Source organism: Geodermatophilus marinus, from assembly GCF_003428645.1.
In the GTDB taxonomy this organism is placed as follows: domain Bacteria; phylum Actinomycetota; class Actinomycetes; order Mycobacteriales; family Geodermatophilaceae; genus Geodermatophilus.
In genome coordinates this window covers 90185-107151 of the sequence record NZ_QVQH01000010.1, presented here as the reverse complement: position 1 = coordinate 107151, position 16967 = coordinate 90185, and the positions used below count along the sequence as shown (strand labels likewise).

At 73.9% G+C, this 16967-nt stretch carries 10 protein-coding genes; all 10 read right to left on the bottom strand.

Annotation, left to right across the window (positions count from 1 at the left end; all coding sequences use genetic code 11):
* Window positions 1–27: 27 nt before the first annotated feature.
* Window positions 28–801 carry a DUF3566 domain-containing protein gene (locus tag D0Z06_RS13185; RefSeq protein ID WP_117377890.1) on the bottom strand — a complete coding sequence of 258 codons (774 nt, stop codon included), beginning with the start codon at window positions 799–801 and terminating at the stop codon, window positions 28–30.
* Window positions 802–969: 168 nt separating this feature from the next.
* Entirely contained in the window at window positions 970–4698 is a 3729-nt protein-coding gene (gyrA, locus tag D0Z06_RS13180; protein WP_199522298.1) for an intein-containing DNA gyrase subunit A, read from the bottom strand.
* Window positions 4699–4802: 104 nt separating this feature from the next.
* Entirely contained in the window at window positions 4803–6848 is a 2046-nt protein-coding gene (gyrB, locus tag D0Z06_RS13175; protein WP_117377889.1) for a DNA topoisomerase (ATP-hydrolyzing) subunit B, read from the bottom strand.
* Window positions 6849–7066: 218 nt separating this feature from the next.
* Window positions 7067–8869 carry an ABC transporter ATP-binding protein gene (locus D0Z06_RS13170; RefSeq protein WP_233517658.1) on the bottom strand — a complete coding sequence of 601 codons (1803 nt, stop codon included), beginning with the start codon at window positions 8867–8869 and terminating at the stop codon, window positions 7067–7069.
* Complete coding sequence (locus tag D0Z06_RS13165; protein ID WP_117377888.1) at window positions 8866–9774, bottom strand: hypothetical protein; 909 nt, start codon at window positions 9772–9774, stop codon at window positions 8866–8868. Before D0Z06_RS13165 ends, D0Z06_RS13170 begins: the two co-directional genes overlap by 4 nt.
* Window positions 9775–9816: 42 nt before the next feature.
* Entirely contained in the window at window positions 9817–10329 is a 513-nt protein-coding gene (locus D0Z06_RS26945) for a DUF721 domain-containing protein (protein WP_117377887.1), read from the bottom strand.
* Window positions 10326–11528, bottom strand: a complete 1203-nt coding sequence (recF, locus tag D0Z06_RS13155; RefSeq protein ID WP_117377886.1) for a DNA replication/repair protein RecF — start codon at window positions 11526–11528, stop codon at window positions 10326–10328. The genes D0Z06_RS26945 and recF overlap by 4 nt, the downstream gene beginning before the upstream one ends.
* Window positions 11529–11612: 84 nt before the next feature.
* Window positions 11613–12545 carry a phosphogluconate dehydrogenase (NAD(+)-dependent, decarboxylating) gene (gnd, locus tag D0Z06_RS13150; protein ID WP_117377885.1) on the bottom strand — a complete coding sequence of 311 codons (933 nt, stop codon included), beginning with the start codon at window positions 12543–12545 and terminating at the stop codon, window positions 11613–11615.
* Window positions 12546–12695: 150 nt separating this feature from the next.
* Window positions 12696–13859, bottom strand: coding sequence for a DNA polymerase III subunit beta (gene dnaN / locus D0Z06_RS13145; protein WP_117377950.1), 1164 nt, complete (start codon window positions 13857–13859; stop codon window positions 12696–12698).
* 1034 nt (window positions 13860–14893) lie between these two features.
* The gene (gene dnaA, locus D0Z06_RS13140; protein WP_117377884.1) at window positions 14894–16639 is read right to left on the bottom strand and encodes a chromosomal replication initiator protein DnaA; all 1746 of its coding nucleotides are present in this window, start codon (window positions 16637–16639) and stop codon (window positions 14894–14896) included.
* Window positions 16640–16967: the final 328 nt, after the last annotated feature.

Sequence of the window (16967 nt, the reverse complement as noted above, 5' to 3'; positions counted from 1 at the left end):
ACGAGGGGGGCCGGGAGCGGGCGTGCCTCAGTCGCGCTCGGAGAGCGTGACCTCCAGGCCGCCGACCAGGTCCGAGCACATGTTGTAGATGAACGCCGCCACGGTGCACAGCGCCGTCATGAGCACGATGTTGATCGCCCCGACCACGGCCGCACCGCCGAACACGATGCCCGGGGTGATGACCTCGCCGTCCCCGCCGGCGCCGGAGGCGGTGCCGAGCTGGCCGAACAGGTCGTTGAGGGTGTCGAAGACGCCCAGGCCCGAGAGCACGCCGTAGAGGATCCCGACCGCGACCATCCAGATGAAGAACAGCGCGATCGAGAGCACCAGGGAGATCTTCAGCGCCGACCAGGTGTCGATGTGCCGCAGCTGCAGGCGGGCCCGGCGGGGCCCGCGGGCGGGCCGGCCGCGACCGGCCGGGCGGGCCGCGGGGGCGGTGGCCTCGGCCGTGCCCGTCGCGGGCGCGCCGGCCGGCGCACCCGCGGAGGGGGGCCCGGCGGCGGCCGGCGTGGCCGTCCCGGCCGCGGAGGCGCCCTTGGCCAGCGGGACGGAGCCGGCCGGCGGCCCGACCGGGGCGGTGCCGTCGGCGACGGCGGGCTCGGCCGCCCGCTGCGCACCCGTGGCCGGAGTGGCCCGCTGGGTGCCGGTGGCCGGGGAGGAGGACGTCGCCGCGGGCGCCCCGTCGGTGGGGGCGACCGAGCCGGTCGCGCCCTTCCCGGCCCCGGGGGGCCCTCCCGTGACCGGGGCGGTCTCCCCGGCCCGGGACCCGGTGCGCACCGAACCCTGCGTCCGGTCGCTCATGCCAGTCTCCCGTTCCCCAGCGGCGTGGGCCGCTCCCTCGCACCCCGCGACCCCGGCGCGCTGCCGGGGACGCCGGGGCGCCGGTCACTTCGGTGCTCGGACGACGGGAGGCGCACCGCCCGGCCCACCGGGCCCGGTGGCTGCGCCTCCCGTGTCATCGGTCTCAGCCTAGGCGGCGGGCTCGTCGTTGTCCGTCGTCCGGGCGATCGCCACGATCGTCACGTCCTCCGGCAAGTTCATGAGCTTGACACCCATGGTGGCCCGGTCCTTGTTGTGGCGCACCCCGTTGACCGGGGTCCGGATCACGCCGCCGCCGGAGGTGATGGCGTACAGCTCGTCGCCGAGCCGCACCGACAGCGCCCCGACCAGCGAGCCCTTCCGGGCCTTGGGGTCGGCGGTGAGGACGCCCTTGCCGCCGCGCCCCTGCGGCGGGTAGTTCTCGATGCCGGTGCGCTTGGCGAAGCCGCGCTCGGTGGCGACGAGGACGTCGACGCCCTCCTCGACCACCATCATCGACAGCAGCGAGTCGTCGGGGACCAGCGAGATGCCGCGCACCCCCTCGGTGGCCCGGCCCATCGGGCGCAGGGTGGCGTCGTCGGCCTTGAACCGGATGCTCATGGCCTTGCGGGTCACCAGCAGCAGGTCCTGCTCGGGACCGATGAGCGCGGCACCGACCAGCTCGTCGCCGTCGCGCAGGTTGATGGCGATGACCCCGCCGCTGCGGGGGGAGTCGAAGTCGCCGAGGCGGGTCTTCTTGACCTGCCCGTTCGCCGTGGCCAGCACCAGGTACGGGGCGACCCCGTAGTCCTTGATCTGCATGACCTGGGCGATCTTCTCGTCCGGCTGGAAGGCCAGGATGTTGGCCACGTGCGCGCCGCGGGCGGTGCGGTTGGCCTCGGGGAGCTCGTAGGCCTTCGCCCGGTAGACCCGGCCCTTGTTGGTGAAGAACAGGATCCAGTCGTGGGTGGACCCCACGAAGAAGTGGTCGACGATGTCGTCCTGCTTGAGCTGGGCCCCCATCACGCCCTTGCCGCCGCGTCGCTGCGACCGGTAGAGGTCGCTCTTGGTGCGCTTGGCGTACCCGGTGCGGGTGATGGTGACGACGACCTCCTCCTCGGCGATGAGGTCCTCCATCGACACGTCACCGTCGTTGGCGACGAACTTGGTGCGCCGGTCGTCGCCGTACTTGTCCACGATCTCGGCGAGCTCGTCGCGGATGATCTGCCGCTGCCGCTCCGGCGAGGCGAGGATCGCCTGCAGGTCGGCGATGCGGGCCTCGATCTCGGCCAGCTCGTCCATGATCCGCTGGCGCTCGAGGGCGGCCAGCCGGCGCAGCTGCAGGTCCAGGATGGCGGTGGCCTGGACCTCGTCGACGTCGAGCAGCTCCATGAGGCCGGTGCGGGCCGCGTCGGCGGACTCGCTGTTGCGGATCAGCGTGATGACGTCGTCGAGGTGGTCGAGCGCCTTGGCGTAGCCGCGCAGGATGTGCGCGCGCTCCTCGGCCTTTCGCAGCCGGTAGCGGGTGCGCCGCTGGATGACGTCGACCTGGTGGGCGACGTAGTTGCGGATCAGCTCGTCGAGCCGGAGCGTCCGCGGGACGCCGTCGACGATCGAGAGCATGTTGCAGCCGAAGGTGGTCTGCAGCTGGGTGTGCTTGTAGAGGTTGTTGAGCACGACCTTGGCGACGGCGTCCCGGCGCAGCGTGATGACCAGCCGCCGGCCCACCCGGTCGGAGGACTCGTCGGCGATCTCGCTGATCCCCTGGAGCCGGCCGTCCTTGACCGCCTCGGCGATCGCCTCGGCCAGGTTGTCCGGGTTGACCTGGTAGGGCAGCTCGGTCACGACCAGCTGCACCCGGCCCCGGGTGTCCTCCTCGACGGTGACCACCGCGCGCATGCGGACCGAGCCGCGACCGGTGCGGTAGGCGTCCTCGATGCCGTCGCGTCCGACGATCAGCCCGTGGGTCGGGAAGTCCGGCCCCGGGATGCGCTGCATGCAGGCGGTGAGCGCCTCCTCGGGCTCGGCGTCCGGGTGCTCGAGCATCCAGAAGATCGCGTCGGCGACCTCGCGGAGGTTGTGCGGGGGCATGTTGGTGGCCATGCCGACCGCGATGCCGGCCGAGCCGTTGATCAGCAGGTTGGGGATCCGCGAGGGCAGCACCAGGGGCTCCTGGTTGCGGCCGTCGTAGTTGGGCTGGAAGTCGACGGTCTCCTCGTCGATGCCGGCCATCATCTCCATGGCCAGCGGGGTCAGCCGGGCCTCGGTGTTGTGGCTGACGAACCCGTTCGTGATGAACGAGTGGTCGGCGGTCTCCACCTTCAGCGAGTAGACCGGCGCCTCGCCGGCGTCCTCGACGGAAGCCACCTCGGCGTAGGCGAACCGCCCGTCGACGAGCGGCGCCACGACCTCGAGCGCCTCGGGGTTCGTGACGTGCGCCTCGATCAGCGGGCGGTCACGCTCCCAGCGCTCGATCCGATCGACGTTGTGCCGCCGCAGCCAGTCGCGCTCGGTCCACCGTGCCGCACCCGTGGCCCGCAGGAAATCGGCGACGAAGGGCACGTGGTCGGCCGACATCGCGGTGCTCTCGGCGGGCACCTGCGCCAGCTCGGCCTGCAGCTTGGCCTGCTTGCGACCCCAGAAGCCGACGTTCGCGGCGAAGAGCCGGGCGTCCCGACGGTTGCTGATGACGACCTTGATCTCGCCGTTGCCGTACCGGCACAGCCGGGAGACCACCCCGAACTCCAGCAGCAGCTGCTGGACGTCACCCGCCAAGCGCTCGCTGCGGGTCGAGTAGCTGATCTGGATGGTGTTGCGGGGCAGCAGGGACGACGACCCGTCGCCCTCGAAGAGCGCCTGCAGGAAGAGGCGGCGCACCCCGGCGGGCGAGCGCCAGATCACGGCGGGCACCCGCTTGGCCGCACTGCGCTGCCCGACCATCTCGGCGAGCTCGGTGTCCCGCAGCCGGTCGAGGTCCTGGACGTCGAGCTCGTGCAGGGTGCTGCCCGAGGCGATGGTGCGCCGCGAGACGTAGCGCGGGCCGCCGACGCAGGCGTCGTAGGCCTGCACCACCGCGGCGAAGAACCCACCGTCGGCGTTGTTGAAGCCGGCGCGGTCCCCGGAGACGAAGCCCTCGCTGACGAAGGCGCCGGCCAGCAGCGCGAAGTCCGCGTCGACGCCGCCCGGCACGTCGAGCTCCGGCCGCGGGGACCGCTGCAGGACGACCCGGTCACCCGGGCGGATCTCGTCGATCAGCTTCCAGAGCAGGGTGGGCACCCCGAGGACGCTGACCAGGCAGAGCAGCGGGTGGTTACCGGTGCCGGTGACCGCGTAGCCACCCGTGGTGGTCACCCGCTTCACCGGATGGGTGCCGGAGTGGAACACCGTGCTGGCGAGCACCGGGTCACCGTTGCGGTCGAGCACCTTGGTGCCGAGCTCGCGTTCGCTGTTCGGGGCCATGCCCCCCGCGAGCTCGTCGAGGGTGACGCTGCCGTCGACCGTGCGCACGATCGCGTCACCGGTGAGGCAGTACCGCATGGCCGCGGCCGGGTCGTTGCCCGGTGAGCCGAAGTTCCCCTGGCCGTCGATGAGCGGGTAGCGCATCGACCACGGCTGGGCCAGCCGCACGAGGGCGTCGTAGATGGCCGAGTCGCCGTGCGGGTGGTAGTTGCCCATGACCTCGCCGACGACGCGGGCGCACTTGACGTACGCGCGGTCGGGGCGGAAGCCCTGGTCGTACATCGCGTAGAGCACGCGGCGGTGCACCGGCTTGAGGCCGTCGCGGACCTCGGGCAGCGCCCGGCCGACGATCACCGACATCGCGTAGTCGATGTAGCTGCGCTGCATCTCCTGCTGGAGGTCGACCGGTTCGATCCGGTCGCGCGCGGGGGTCTCCGTCACAGTTCAGGTCTCTCCGGTTCGTGCTGAGGACGCGGACGTCAGGTGGCCCCCGTGCAGGGGCCCGCCGCGAGCGTGCGAGCGGTGGGGGGCACGGGGGTCCTTCGTCAGACGTCGAGGAAGCGGACGTCCTTGGCGTTGCGGGTGATGAAGCTGCGGCGGGCCTCGACGTCCTCACCCATGAGGACGCTGAACAGCTCGTCGGCGGTGGCGGCGTCCTCGAGGGTCACCTGCAGCAGGATGCGGGTCTCGGGGTTCATGGTGGTCTCCCACAGCTCGGTGGCGTTCATCTCGCCGAGCCCCTTGAACCGCTGGATCATCTCGTCGCGGACCTTGCGGCCCTCCTCCCGGCCGGCCCGGAGCAGCGCGTCGCGCTCCCGGTCGGAGTAGGCGTACTGGTCGCCCCACTTGCCGCCCCACTTGATCTTGTACAGCGGGGGCTGCGCCAGGTAGACGTGGCCGGCCTCGACCAGCGGGCGCATGAAGCGGAACAGCAGGGTCAGCAGCAGGGTGCGGATGTGCTGGCCGTCGACGTCGGCGTCGGCCATCAGCACGATCTTGTGGTAGCGCAGCTTCGACAGGTCGAACTCGTCGTGGATGCCCGTGCCGAACGCGGTGATCATCGACTGGACCTCGGTGTTCTTCAGCACCCGGTCGATGCGCGCCTTCTCGACATTGATGATCTTGCCGCGGATCGGCAGGATCGCCTGGAACATCGAGTCGCGGCCGGACTTCGCCGAACCGCCGGCCGAGTCGCCCTCGACGATGTAGACCTCGGAGTTGCGCGGGTCGGTCGACCGGCAGTCGGCCAGCTTGCCCGGCAGCGAGTTGTTCGACAGCAGGTTCTTGCGGGCCAGCTTGCGCGCGTCCTGCGCGGCGCGGCGGGCGCGGGCGGCCGAGGCGGCCTTGGTGATGATCGTCTTGGCCTCGGTCGGGTTGGCCTCGAACCAGTGCGAGATCTGCTCGTTGCAGACCCGCTGCACGAAGCCCTTCACCTCGGTGTTGCCGAGCTTGGTCTTCGTCTGGCCCTCGAACTGGGGGTCGCCGATCTTCACCGAGACGATCGCGGCGAGGCCCTCGCGGATGTCCTCGCCCTGCAGCTTCTCGTCCTTGCCCTTGAGGAGCTTCTTCTCCTCGGCGTACCGGTTGACGATGGAGGTCAGCGCGGTGCGGAAGCCCTCCTCGTGGGTGCCGCCCTCGTGGGTGTTGATCGTGTTGGCGAACGAGTACACCGACTCCGAGTACGCGTCGGACCACTGCATGGCCACGTCCACGCTCATCCGCATGTCGTTCTTCCCGAGGCCCTCGGCGCCGAAGCTGACGATGGAGCGGTGGATCGCCGTCTTCTTGGCGTTGATGTGCCGGACGTAGTCCTCGAGGCCGCCGTCGTAGCGGTAGGTGATCTCGGTGGCCTCGAAGGCGTCGGCCTCCGTGCCCGGCTCCGGGGCGGCCTCGGCGAGGGTGACCTCCTCGGCCACGCCGGTCTCGGCCTTGCTCTGCCCGGGCCGCTCGTCGCGCAGCACGATGGTCAGCCCCTTGTTGAGGAACGCCATCTCCTGCAGCCGGCGGCTGATGGTGTCGAACGAGTAGTGCGTGGTCTCGAAGATGTCCCCGTCGGCCCAGAAGGTGATCTGGGTGCCGCGCTTCTTCGTCGGCCCCACCTTCTCCAGCGGGCCGGGCTTGGCCATGTCGTAGGCCTGGTGCCACTCGGTGCCGTCGCGCCAGATGCGGACGTCGAGCCGCGTCGACAGGGCGTTGACGACGGTGACGCCGACGCCGTGCAGCCCGCCGGAGACCGCGTAGCTCTTGCCGTCGAACTTCCCGCCCGCGTGCAGGATGGTCATGACCACCTCGACGGTGGGGCGCTTCTCCACCGGGTGCACGTCCACCGGGATGCCGCGGCCGTTGTCCTCCACCCGGACCCCGCCGTCGGCCAGCAGGGTCACCCGGACGGTGTCGCAGTGCCCGGCCAGCGCCTCGTCGACGGAGTTGTCGACGACCTCCCACACCATGTGGTGCAGGCCGCGCTCACCGGTGGAGCCGATGTACATGCCGGGGCGCTTGCGCACCGCCTCGAGGCCCTCGAGGACGGTGATGGAGCTGCCGGAGTAGGCGTTGTCAGCCGGGACGTCGGTCTTCGGTCGAGCGACCACGTGGGGCCCTTCTGTCGCGCACCCGGGGTCGTCGCCCCGACGTGGACAGGGGCGCAGAACGGCTCTCAGCCGGATGCTGGCGGTTTCTGCTCCCGAGTCTACCGGGCGCTACGACAAGAACGTCGCCGTCCGTGCCCTGACGTCGTGTCTGCGCCGCTCGCGGCTCGCCCGCCACCACCGGTGCTGCCCCCGGCGCCGACACGCCGTCCCGGGGCCGCTCAGCCGGTCGCCGGTCCGGCGAGCAACTGGGCGGCGGCGAGCTCGCGGTAGAGGGGGCTTTCCTGGAGCAGCTCCTCGTGGGTGCCGCGGGCGACCACCCGGCCGCCGTCGAGCACCACGATCTGGTCGCTGTCCAGCACGGTGGACAGCCGGTGGGCGACCACGAGCAGCGCGCGGTCGGCGGCCGCCGCGGCCAGCGTGCGGCGCAGCAGCTGCTCGTTGCGCGCGTCGAGGCTGGCGGTGGGCTCGTCGAGGAGCAGCAGCGCCGGCCGGGCCAGCAGCGAGCGCGCGATGGCCAGCCGCTGGCGCTCGCCGCCGGAGAGCAGCACCCCGTCGTCGCCCACCGGCACGTCCAGCCCGCGCGGCGAGCGCTGCACCACGTCGGTGAGGCCGACGTCGGCCAGGACCGCCCACAGCTCGGGGTCGGTGGCCTCCGGGGCGGCCAGCAGCAGGTTGTCCCGCAGCGACCCGGCCAGCACCGGGGCCTCCTGCTCGACGTAGCCCAGCCGAGCGCGCAGCGCCGCCCGCGGCAGGTCCCGCACGTCGGTCCCGGCCCAGCGCAGCGACCCGCCGCTGAGCGGGTAGAAGCCCTCGACCAGCGCCAGCAGCGTCGACTTGCCGGCCCCCGAGGGCCCGACCAGCGCCACGCGGGACCCGGCGGGCACGGTGAGCGACACCCCGCGCAGCACCGCCGTGCCGTCGGGGTAGTCGAAGTCGACGTCCACCAGCTCCAGCAGGGGGACGCCGGGCGGCGGGGCCGCCGGCACACCCGGGACCGGGCCGGTCGCGGACCGCTCCGGCCGGTCGTCCTCCTCGGGGCGCAGGGCCAGCACCTCCTGGATCCGGGCCAGCGCACCCAGCCCGGTCTGCAACTGGGTCCACGCGCCGATCGCCTGGCCCAGGGGCATGACCAGCAGGAACAGGTAGAGGATGAACGCCACCAGGTCGGACACGGCGATCGAGCCGGTCGCCACCCGGTAGCCACCGAGGCCGAGCACGGCCAGGAAGGCGCCCTGGACGGCGATCGACCCGGCCGGCGCGACCAGCGCCTCCAGCCGGGCCACCCGCACCCCGGCGGCGTACGCCCGGGCCGCGCTGTCGCCGACGACCCCGACCTCGCGCGCGGTGGCGCCGCTGGCCCGGATGGTGCGCACCGCCGACAGCGCCCGCTCCACGGCGGCGCTCATGGTGCCGACCGCCTCCTGTGCCTGCCGGGACAGCCGGCGCACCCGGCGCGACACCGACACCACCACGGTCAGCCCCACGAGCACGGCGCCCACGGTGACCAGCAGCAGCCACACGTCGACCAGCGCCATGGCCACCAGCGCGCCCACGCCGACCACCACCGAGCCGGCGATCTCCACCACGCCCGAGGTGACCGTCGCCCGCAGGAGCGTGGTGTCGGCCCCGACCCGCGACATGAGGTCGCCGGTGCGGCGACGGTCGTACTCGGCGACGGGCAGCCGCAGCAGCCGGTCGGCGACGGTGCGGCGGGTGGTGAGGACGACGCCCTCGGCGGTGCGCTGCAGCAGGTACTGCTGCAGCGCACCGAGGGCGGCCGCGGCGACGAGGACAGCGACCAGCAGCAGCACCACCGGCAGCAGCGGCCGGCCGGCGCCGACGGCCTCGATGACCCGGGCCACCAGCGCCGGCTGCGCCAGGGCGGCGGCCGCCGCGACCAGCGAGAGCCCCGCCGCCAGCAGCAGCGGGGTCCGGTGCGGCCGCAGCAGCGGCAGCAGCTCCCGGACCCCCGCGGCCGGTTCGGCCACGACCGGCGGGGCGGGCTCCGGCGGAGCGGTCACGCCGCCGCGGACAGGGCGCCGACGAGGGCGCCGAGCAGGCGGGCGTGGTGCTCGATCAGCTCGGGCCGGTGCCCGTCGGGGCGGATGGCGGCGACCATCCCCCCGCCCCAGCCGCCCTCGCCGGTGCCGGCCGCCGTCCAGAACTCGTCGCCGTCGTCGCTGCCCAGCAGCAGCCCGCGCAGCGCCGGGTCCTGCACCAGCCGCTGCGCGACCGGGCCGTCCTCGGCGGCCAGCAGCACCCACCGCGCGTCGAACTCGGCGTCGCCGCTGGGCACGTGCACCAGCCCGCCGGTGCGGTGCTTCCAGAACCGGGCCGGGGACAGCCGCAGCGGCAGCACGGTGCCCAGCACCGGGGCGGCGGTCACCGCGTACTCCGGGACGGCGTAGCGCCCCGAGGCGTAGAGGACGTCGAAGGCCACCAGCTCCAGGGACCCGTAGCGGCCGCGCATGACCCCGGCCGGCCGGTGGTCCTTGGTGGCGCGGACCGGGGCCGTGCGCACCAGCTCGGCCAGCCGGGCGTCCTCGGGGGCGCTGCCGTCCGACACCGTCCAGCCGTGCTGCACCGCCCAGCCCTGGGCGCCGACCGGGTCCCCCTGGTAGGCGAACACCCGCTCCACCTCGCCGGGCGTGCGCGGCCGGCGGGGGCCGAACAACCCCGGGCGGGTCGCCGGCCGCTCGCCGGTCTCCGGCGGCGGTGCGGGCGCGGCGGGCGGCAGGTCCCAGCCCGGGGGCTGCCAGGCGGCCGGCTCCTCGCGCGGCGGGCGGTCGGCGTCGGGGCGGTCCGCGTCCGGGCGGTCGGCCTGCGGCCCGTCGGCGCCGTCCTTGCCGAGGTGGACCGGTTCCCGCCAGCCGCTGCCGTCGTCCGGCCGGTCCTCGAAGCCGTCGCGGTCGCGCGGACTGCCCATCCCTGCACCGTCCTCCCCGGAGCGGCCGTTCCCGGCCGGCTCCTATCCGTACGTGTCCCGAGGGCCCCGCCCGCGGACCGACCGCGGGCCCTTCTTCCAGCTGGGGGCCGTCGGTCCGACAACGCGCAGGCGGGTCACGACGTCCCCGCCGACCTGGGCCCGCAGCCGGCCCAGGATCGTCGGGGCCAGCAGCCGCAGCTGGGTGGCCCAGGCGGTGGACTCGGCGACGACCAGCAGCTCCCCCTCCGTGAGGGTCTGCGGCGCGCAGTGCGCGGCGATGTCGGGACCGACGAGGGCCGACCAGCGGCCGAAGACCGTGCCCACCCGGGTGTGCTCCGTCCAGTCCTGGTCGGCCACCAGCTTGTCGACCAGCCGGCCGAGGGGCTGCGGGTCGTCGTCCCCCGGGCGGGCGCCGGTCCAGGCGCGCCGCGGCCCGGCGATCCGCCGCCGGGTGGGACGCGGTCGCGCGGCCGAGGCCGCCCGCGCCGCCTCCAGCGCCGCGCGGGCGATGTCGCTGGGCCGCCCGGCCGGGCCGTCGCCGGTCTGCCCGCTCACCGCGCCCGCTCCTCGAGCACCGCACCGTCCACGGGTCCATCCTCGGCCGCCGCGGGCCCGAGCGGCACCGCCTGGCCCCCGGCGACCTGGACCACGGTGCGCCGCAGCTCGGCGGGCACGTCCTCGAGCACGGCCGCGGTGATGAGGGTCTGCTCGGCCCCGCGGGCCACGGCGGCCAGCGCGGTCCGGCGGTCGGTGTCCAGGGTGGCGAAGACGTCGTCGAGCACGAGCACCGGCTCGTCGCCGTCGGCCCGCAGCAGCGCGAAGCACCCCAGCCTCAGCGCCAGGGCCAGCGACCACGACTCACCGTGGCTGGCGTAGCCCTTGGCCGGCACCGCGCCGAGGGAGATGACCAGGTCGTCGCGGTGCGGGCCGACCAGCGTCATGCCGCGGTCGACCTCGTCGGCGCGCCGCTCGGCGATCCGCGCGGCGAGGGCGGCCGTCAGCGCCGCGGGGTCGGGCAGGGCGGCGCCCTCGGGCAGCGGCGTCCCGTCGCCGGCCGCGGGCACCGTGCTGGCGTAGCCCAGCGCCGCCCGGGCGGCGTCCGCGCCGGCGACCTGCGCGTAGGCCCGGGCCACGTGCGGGGACAGGTCGGCGACCAGCCGCAGCCGGGCGGCGAGCAGCTGGCCGCCGAGGTCGGTGAGGTGCCCGTCCCAGACGTCGAGGGTCTCGATCGCCTTCCCGCGGGCGAGGCGGGCGGTCTTGAGCAGGGCGTTGCGCTGCTTGAGCACCCGGTCGTAGTCGCTGCGCACGCCGGCCAGCCGCGGCGTGCGGCTGACCAGCAGGTCGTCGAGGAAGCGGCGGCGCTCGGCGGGGTCACCGCGTACCAGGACGAGGTCCTCCGGCGCGAACAGCACGCTCTTCACCAGGCCGAGCAGCTCGCGCGGGCGTTGCAGCGGGGCCCGGTTGACCCGGACCCGGTTGGCCCGGCCCGGGTTGATCTCGACCTCCACCAGCAGCTCCCGGTCCTCGCGGCGCAGCGCCGCCCGGACGACGGCCTGCGCCGCGCCGTGGCGGACCAGCGGCGCGTCCCCGGAGACCCGGTGGCTGCCCATCGTGGCCAGGTAGCCGACCGCCTCCACGAGGTTGGTCTTGCCCTCGCCGTTGCGGCCGACGACGACCGTCGGCCCCGGCTGCAGCGCGAGGTCGACCCGGTCCCAGTTGCGGAACGAGACCAGCTGGAGGTGGCGGACGTGCACCTCAGCTTCCCCGCGGCGAGGTGCCGGAACGGCCCCCCTGCCCACCGCGAGCCTGCGCGAGGGTGGAGGCAGGGGGGTCCTTCCTCATGCCGGGCGCTCGGCCTCGTGCTTCCGCACCGCCTGCACCGCGTGGCCGCCGAACTGGTTGCGCAGCGCCGCCACCGCCTTCATGGTCGGCGAGTCCTCCTGCCGGGAGGAGAAGCGGGCGAACAGCGACGCGGCGATGGTCGGCATCGGGACGGCGTTCTCGATGGCCTGCTCGACGGTCCAGCGGCCCTCGCCGGAGTCCTCCGCGTACCCGCTGATCTTGTCCAGACCCGGGTCCTCGTCCAGCGCGCGGACCAGGAGGTCCAGCAGCCAGGAGCGGATGACGGTGCCCTGGGTCCAGGACTTGACGACGCCGGGGACGTCCTCGATCAGGTCCACGGCGGCGAGCAGCTCGTAGCCCTCGCCGTAGGCCTGCATCAGGGCGTACTCGATGCCGTTGTGGACCATCTTGCTGAAGTGCCCGGCCCCCACCGGCCCGGCGTGCACGAAGCCGGCCCCGGGGATCTCCTCGCCGGACTCGTCCTTCGGCGCCGGCGGCTTGAGCGCGTCGAAGACCGGCTGGACCTTGGCGACGTCCTCCTTGGTGCCGCCGACCATGAGCGCGTAGCCGTTCTCCAGCCCCCACACCCCGCCCGAGACCCCGGCGTCGACGTAGCCGATGCCCTTCTCGCGGCACATGACGTCGTGGATCTGGTCGTCGGTGTACTTCGAGTTGCCGCCCTCGACGATCACGTCGCCCGGCTCCAGCAGGCCGGCCAGCTCCTCGACCGTCGACCGCGTCGGCGCGCCGGACGGGACCATCACCCACACCACGCGCGGTGCGGACAGCGCCTCGACCAGCGCCGGCAGGCTGTCGACGTCCCGCTTGCCCGGTGAGCGGTCGTAGCCGATGACCTCGTGGCCGGCGCGGCGCACCCGCTCGGCCATGTTGCCGCCCATCTTGCCCAGCCCGATCAGCCCCAGCTGCACGTCGGTGCCCCTCCCTCGTCGGCGATCTCCCGTGGTCATCGTGCTCGCCCCCGCCGGTGGGCGCGCGCCGGGCGCCGGCCGGTTCCCCGCTGCGGCCCTCCTGCAGGGCCCGGCGCGAGCGTGCGAGCGGTGGGGGCAGGAGGGCCCCTCTCAGCCCGGCAGGCGCACCGGCATGATCAGGTAGCGGTAGCTGCCGGGCCGCTCGGCCGGCCTGGCCGCGGCGGCCTCGTCGTCGGCGGCCGGCTCCTCCACACCGGAGAGCACGGCCGGTTTGAGCGGGCTGGTGAAGTCCATCCGCGCCCGGGCGGTGTGCACCGCGGCCAGCCCGTCGAGCAGGAACGTCGGGTTGAAGCCGATGGTCAGCGGGTCACCCTCGAACTCGACGTCGCAGCGCTCCTCGGCCTGCCCCTCGTCATCGGTGCCGCCGGCGCGGAGGGTGACCTGGCCCGGGGTGAACTCGCAGCGCAGCGGGGTGCCCCGCTCGGCGACGAGGGCCACGCGCTTGGCCGCGTCGGTGAACAGCCCCACCGGCAGGACGGCGTGCGCGTTCGACTCGCTCGGCATGATCGCCCGGTACTTCACGAACTCGGCGTCCAGCAGCCGGGTGGTGGTCTGCCGGTCCTTGCCGGACAGGCCCAGGATGCCCTCGCCGGAGCCCCCCGAGGACAGCGACAGCACGATCTCCGGGCCGCTGGTGAGGGTCCGGGCGGCGTCGGCGAGGGTGCGCGCCGGCACCAGCACGGCCGCCGACAGGCCCGGGGTCTCCGGCCGCCAGGCGAACTCGCGCACCGCGAGGCGGTAGCGATCGGTGGCGGCGAGGGTCACCAGGTCGTCCTCGATCTCCAACCGGACGCCCGTGAGCATGGGCAGGGTGTCGTCCCGCCCCGCGGCCACGGCGACCTGGCCGACCGCCTCGGCGAACACGTCGCTGTCGACCACCCCGGCCGACGAGGGCATCGCCGGCAGCGACGGGTAGTCCTCCACCGGCAGCGTGGGCAGGCTGAACCGGGCGTTGCCGCAGGAGATGGCCAGCCGCGGGCCCTCGGCGGTGATGTCGACCGGGTGCGGCGGCAGGGCCCGGGTGATCTCGGCCAGGAGGCGCCCGGGGACGAGCGCCCGGCCGCCCTCGGAGGCCTGGACGTCGACCTCCGCGCGCGCCGAGACCTCGTAGTCGAACCCCGACACGGACAGCTGGCTGCCGTCGACGTCGAGCAGGATCCCGGCCAGGACCGGCACCGACGGCCGCGGCGGCAGGCTGCGGGCCGTCCAGGCGACGGCATCGCTGAGCACCTCACGTGCCACCCGGAACTTCATGACCTGACCCACCCCTGCTCGTGTCGGACCGCTTCCACTGCGGTGTTCATCGTGCCGTGCGGTGGGGACAGGTGGGTAACCGCTGCCTCTTCCAGGTGCCCGGGAGCCCCTCTCGACCCTGCTTCCCCACCCAGAGTGTGGTTCGAGAAATCCTCGATCTCTCTCCCTCATCCTCGTCATCACCGGTGTGGATCCTGGGGATCGGGGCCGTTCGCGCTGGTCAGCCCCGAAGTCGACATGTTGGTGCGCTGTGGGTGGCCGGCGTCCGCCTGTTGTCGACACGTGGACATCTCGATGGTCGTCCACGTCGGCCCCCCGTCGTCCACCCGCCGTCCCCTGGTCGTTCCCCGGTCCGTCCCCAGGTGTTGTGCACGGCGGTGGGGGCGCGTGCGGGGCGCGGAGACCGGTCGGCGGCGAACGTGCAGGTCAGCCGCGTGCGGCGGCCGATCGGGGCGGTGCAGGGGACGATCGGCCGGTCGGTGACGGCGCGTGAGGTCGCACGTACGGGATTCCCCCAGGGTGTGCACATCCCTGGGGACAACTCCTCGACCTGTCGACCCCCGGGGAGACGGTCGGCGCGGTCTGCGCGGCCGGGACGTGGGCGGACGCCGTGCACACGGTTTCCCACAGGTGTGGAGAAGTCGACTGCGCTGCGTCGACCGCTGTGCCGTGGTCGCCGTGTCCACCGTCGGCCTACCGGCCTCCACCCGCGGCCAGGTGCCGTCCCCGGCCGGCGCTGAGCGGTGCGCTCGCTCCGCTCGTCGGGGACCCTGCGGGCCCCGCTCCTCGCGGGCAGCCACCCGCGGCCAGGTGCCGTCCCCGGCCGGCGCTGAGCGGTGCGCTCGCTCCGCTCGTCGGGGACCCTGCGGGCCCCGCTCCTCGCGGGCAGCCACCCGCGGCCACGTGCCGTCGCTGTGTGGCAGCGACCGGCCACTGGTGCGGGGACCGCGTCGTCCGGGCGGGCCGCGACTGCGGGGAACACAGTCGTCGTCCGCCGGCCCCGGCCGCCGTGCGACCCGGACGACGACCGACGGCTACTGCCGGGCGCGGCTCTTGATGCGTGCGGTGAGCTCGGTGACCTGCGTGTAGGTGGCCCGCCGCTCGCTCATGAGGTTGGTGATCTTCTTGACCGCGTGCATGACCGTGGTGTGGTCCTTGCCGCCGAACGAGGCACCGATGCGCGGCAGCGACAGCTCGGTCAGCTCCCGGCACAGGTACATCGCGATCTGCCGGGCGTTGACCAGCGTCCGGCTGCGGTTGGAGCCCTGCAGCTCCTCCATGGTCACGCTGAAGTACTCGGCCGTGGCGGCCATGATGATCGCCGCGGTGATCTGCGGGCCCTGCTCGTCGCTGATCAGGTCCTTGAGCACGAGCTCGGCCAGCGAGAGGTCGACCTGCTGCTTGTTGAGGCTGGCGAAGGCGGTCACCCGGATCAGCGCGCCCTCGAGCTCGCGGATGTTGGTCTGCACCTTGCTGGCGATGAACTCCAGCACCGCGTCGGCCACCTGCAGCCGCTCGCCGTAGGCCTTCTTCCGCAGGATCGCGATGCGGGTCTCGAGGTCCGGCGCCTGGACGTCGGTGATCAGGCCCCACTCGAAGCGGGTCCGCAGCCGGTCCTCGAGCGTGGTGAGCTTCTTCGGCGCCCGGTCAGAGGTGATCACGATCTGCTTGCTGGCGTTGTGCAGCGTGTTGAACGTGTGGAAGAACTCCTCCTGCGTCCGCTCGGCACGCTCCAGGAACTGGATGTCGTCGATGAGCAGGAAGTCGATGTCCCGGTAGCGGCGGCGGAAGTCCTCGGCCCGGCCGGAGTGCACCAGGTTGATGAACTCGTTGGTGAACTCCTCGGTGCTCACGTACCGCACCCGGACGTTGGGGAACATCCGCGCCGCGTAGTGCCCGATCGCGTGCAGCAGGTGCGTCTTGCCCAGCCCCGAGTCGCCGTAGACGAACAGCGGGTTGTAGGCCCGGGCCGGCGCCTCGGCGACGGCAACGGCCGCGGCGTGCGCGAACCGGTTGCTGTTGCCGATGACGAAGCTGTCGAAGACGTACTTCGGGTTCAGCCCCGGGTCGGCGGCGCCCGCCGGGCCGCGGCGGTCACCGAACAGCGGCACGGCGTCGCCGTCGCGGGCCGCGGCCCCGCGGCGCCCCCGTGCCGGGGCCGGCGCGGGCGCGCCGGCCGGGGGCTCGAGGTCGAAGGGGAGGACGGCGGGGCCGTCGTCCTCGGGCGCCCCGCCCCAGTCGCGCTGCGCCGGCCGGGGACCGCGGCCGCCCCGCCGACCGGCGGGGCTCCAGTCGGTCGCCGCCCAGTGCTCCCCGTCGGCGTCGGCCGGGGGCTCGGGCGCCGGGGCCGGGTCCCGCTCCCAGGCCAGCTGCGCGGCGTCGGTGCGCACCCCGAAGGCGCTGCGCCCGTCGTCGGCGCGGTCCTGCGACTCCCGGTCCTCGGCGGCGCGCTGCGCCTCGACCGCGGCCCACGGCCGGCGGGTGGGCAGCTCGGGCTCCGGCTCGGGAGCCCGCTCGGCCGGGGCGTCCTCCAGCTGCACCGCCACGCGGATGTCGCGGCCCAGCTGCTCGGACAGGGCCTCGGCGAGCACCCGGCGCATCCGGGACTCCAGCACCGTCTGGGTGAACTCGTTGGGCGCGGCCAGGACGGCGGTGTCCTCGAACAACCCGATCGGCCGGGTGAGGTTGAGCATCGCGTTCTGCTGCGGGGACAGGCTCGTCGCCAGCCGCGCGCGGATCGAGTCCCAGACCGTCGCCAGCTCCACCGTGGCATCGGCCATGGCCTCGTCCTCCCTGTCCCGTGTGTCGTCGGCCACCGCCGCGGCGCCGTGCCCTCGCGCCCGCCGCCGACTCCCGCTGCGGGAGTCTGGGCACAGGTCGTCCACATCGCTGTCCACAGGCTGTGAACGACCCGCGCACGACGGCCCGACAGCTCCGCGAGCCGCTCCGCACGGGTGCGTCGTCGCAGGTGGGAGGCGGGTTCGGGCGGGATCGTGGCGATGCGGCGGCGGTCGGTCGAGCCGGCGGTTCGGCCCGTCCCGGACCGGGGGTTCCGGGGCCGGGCGACGGCGACGCTAACAGCCTCGTCCACAGCCCGGCAACGACACG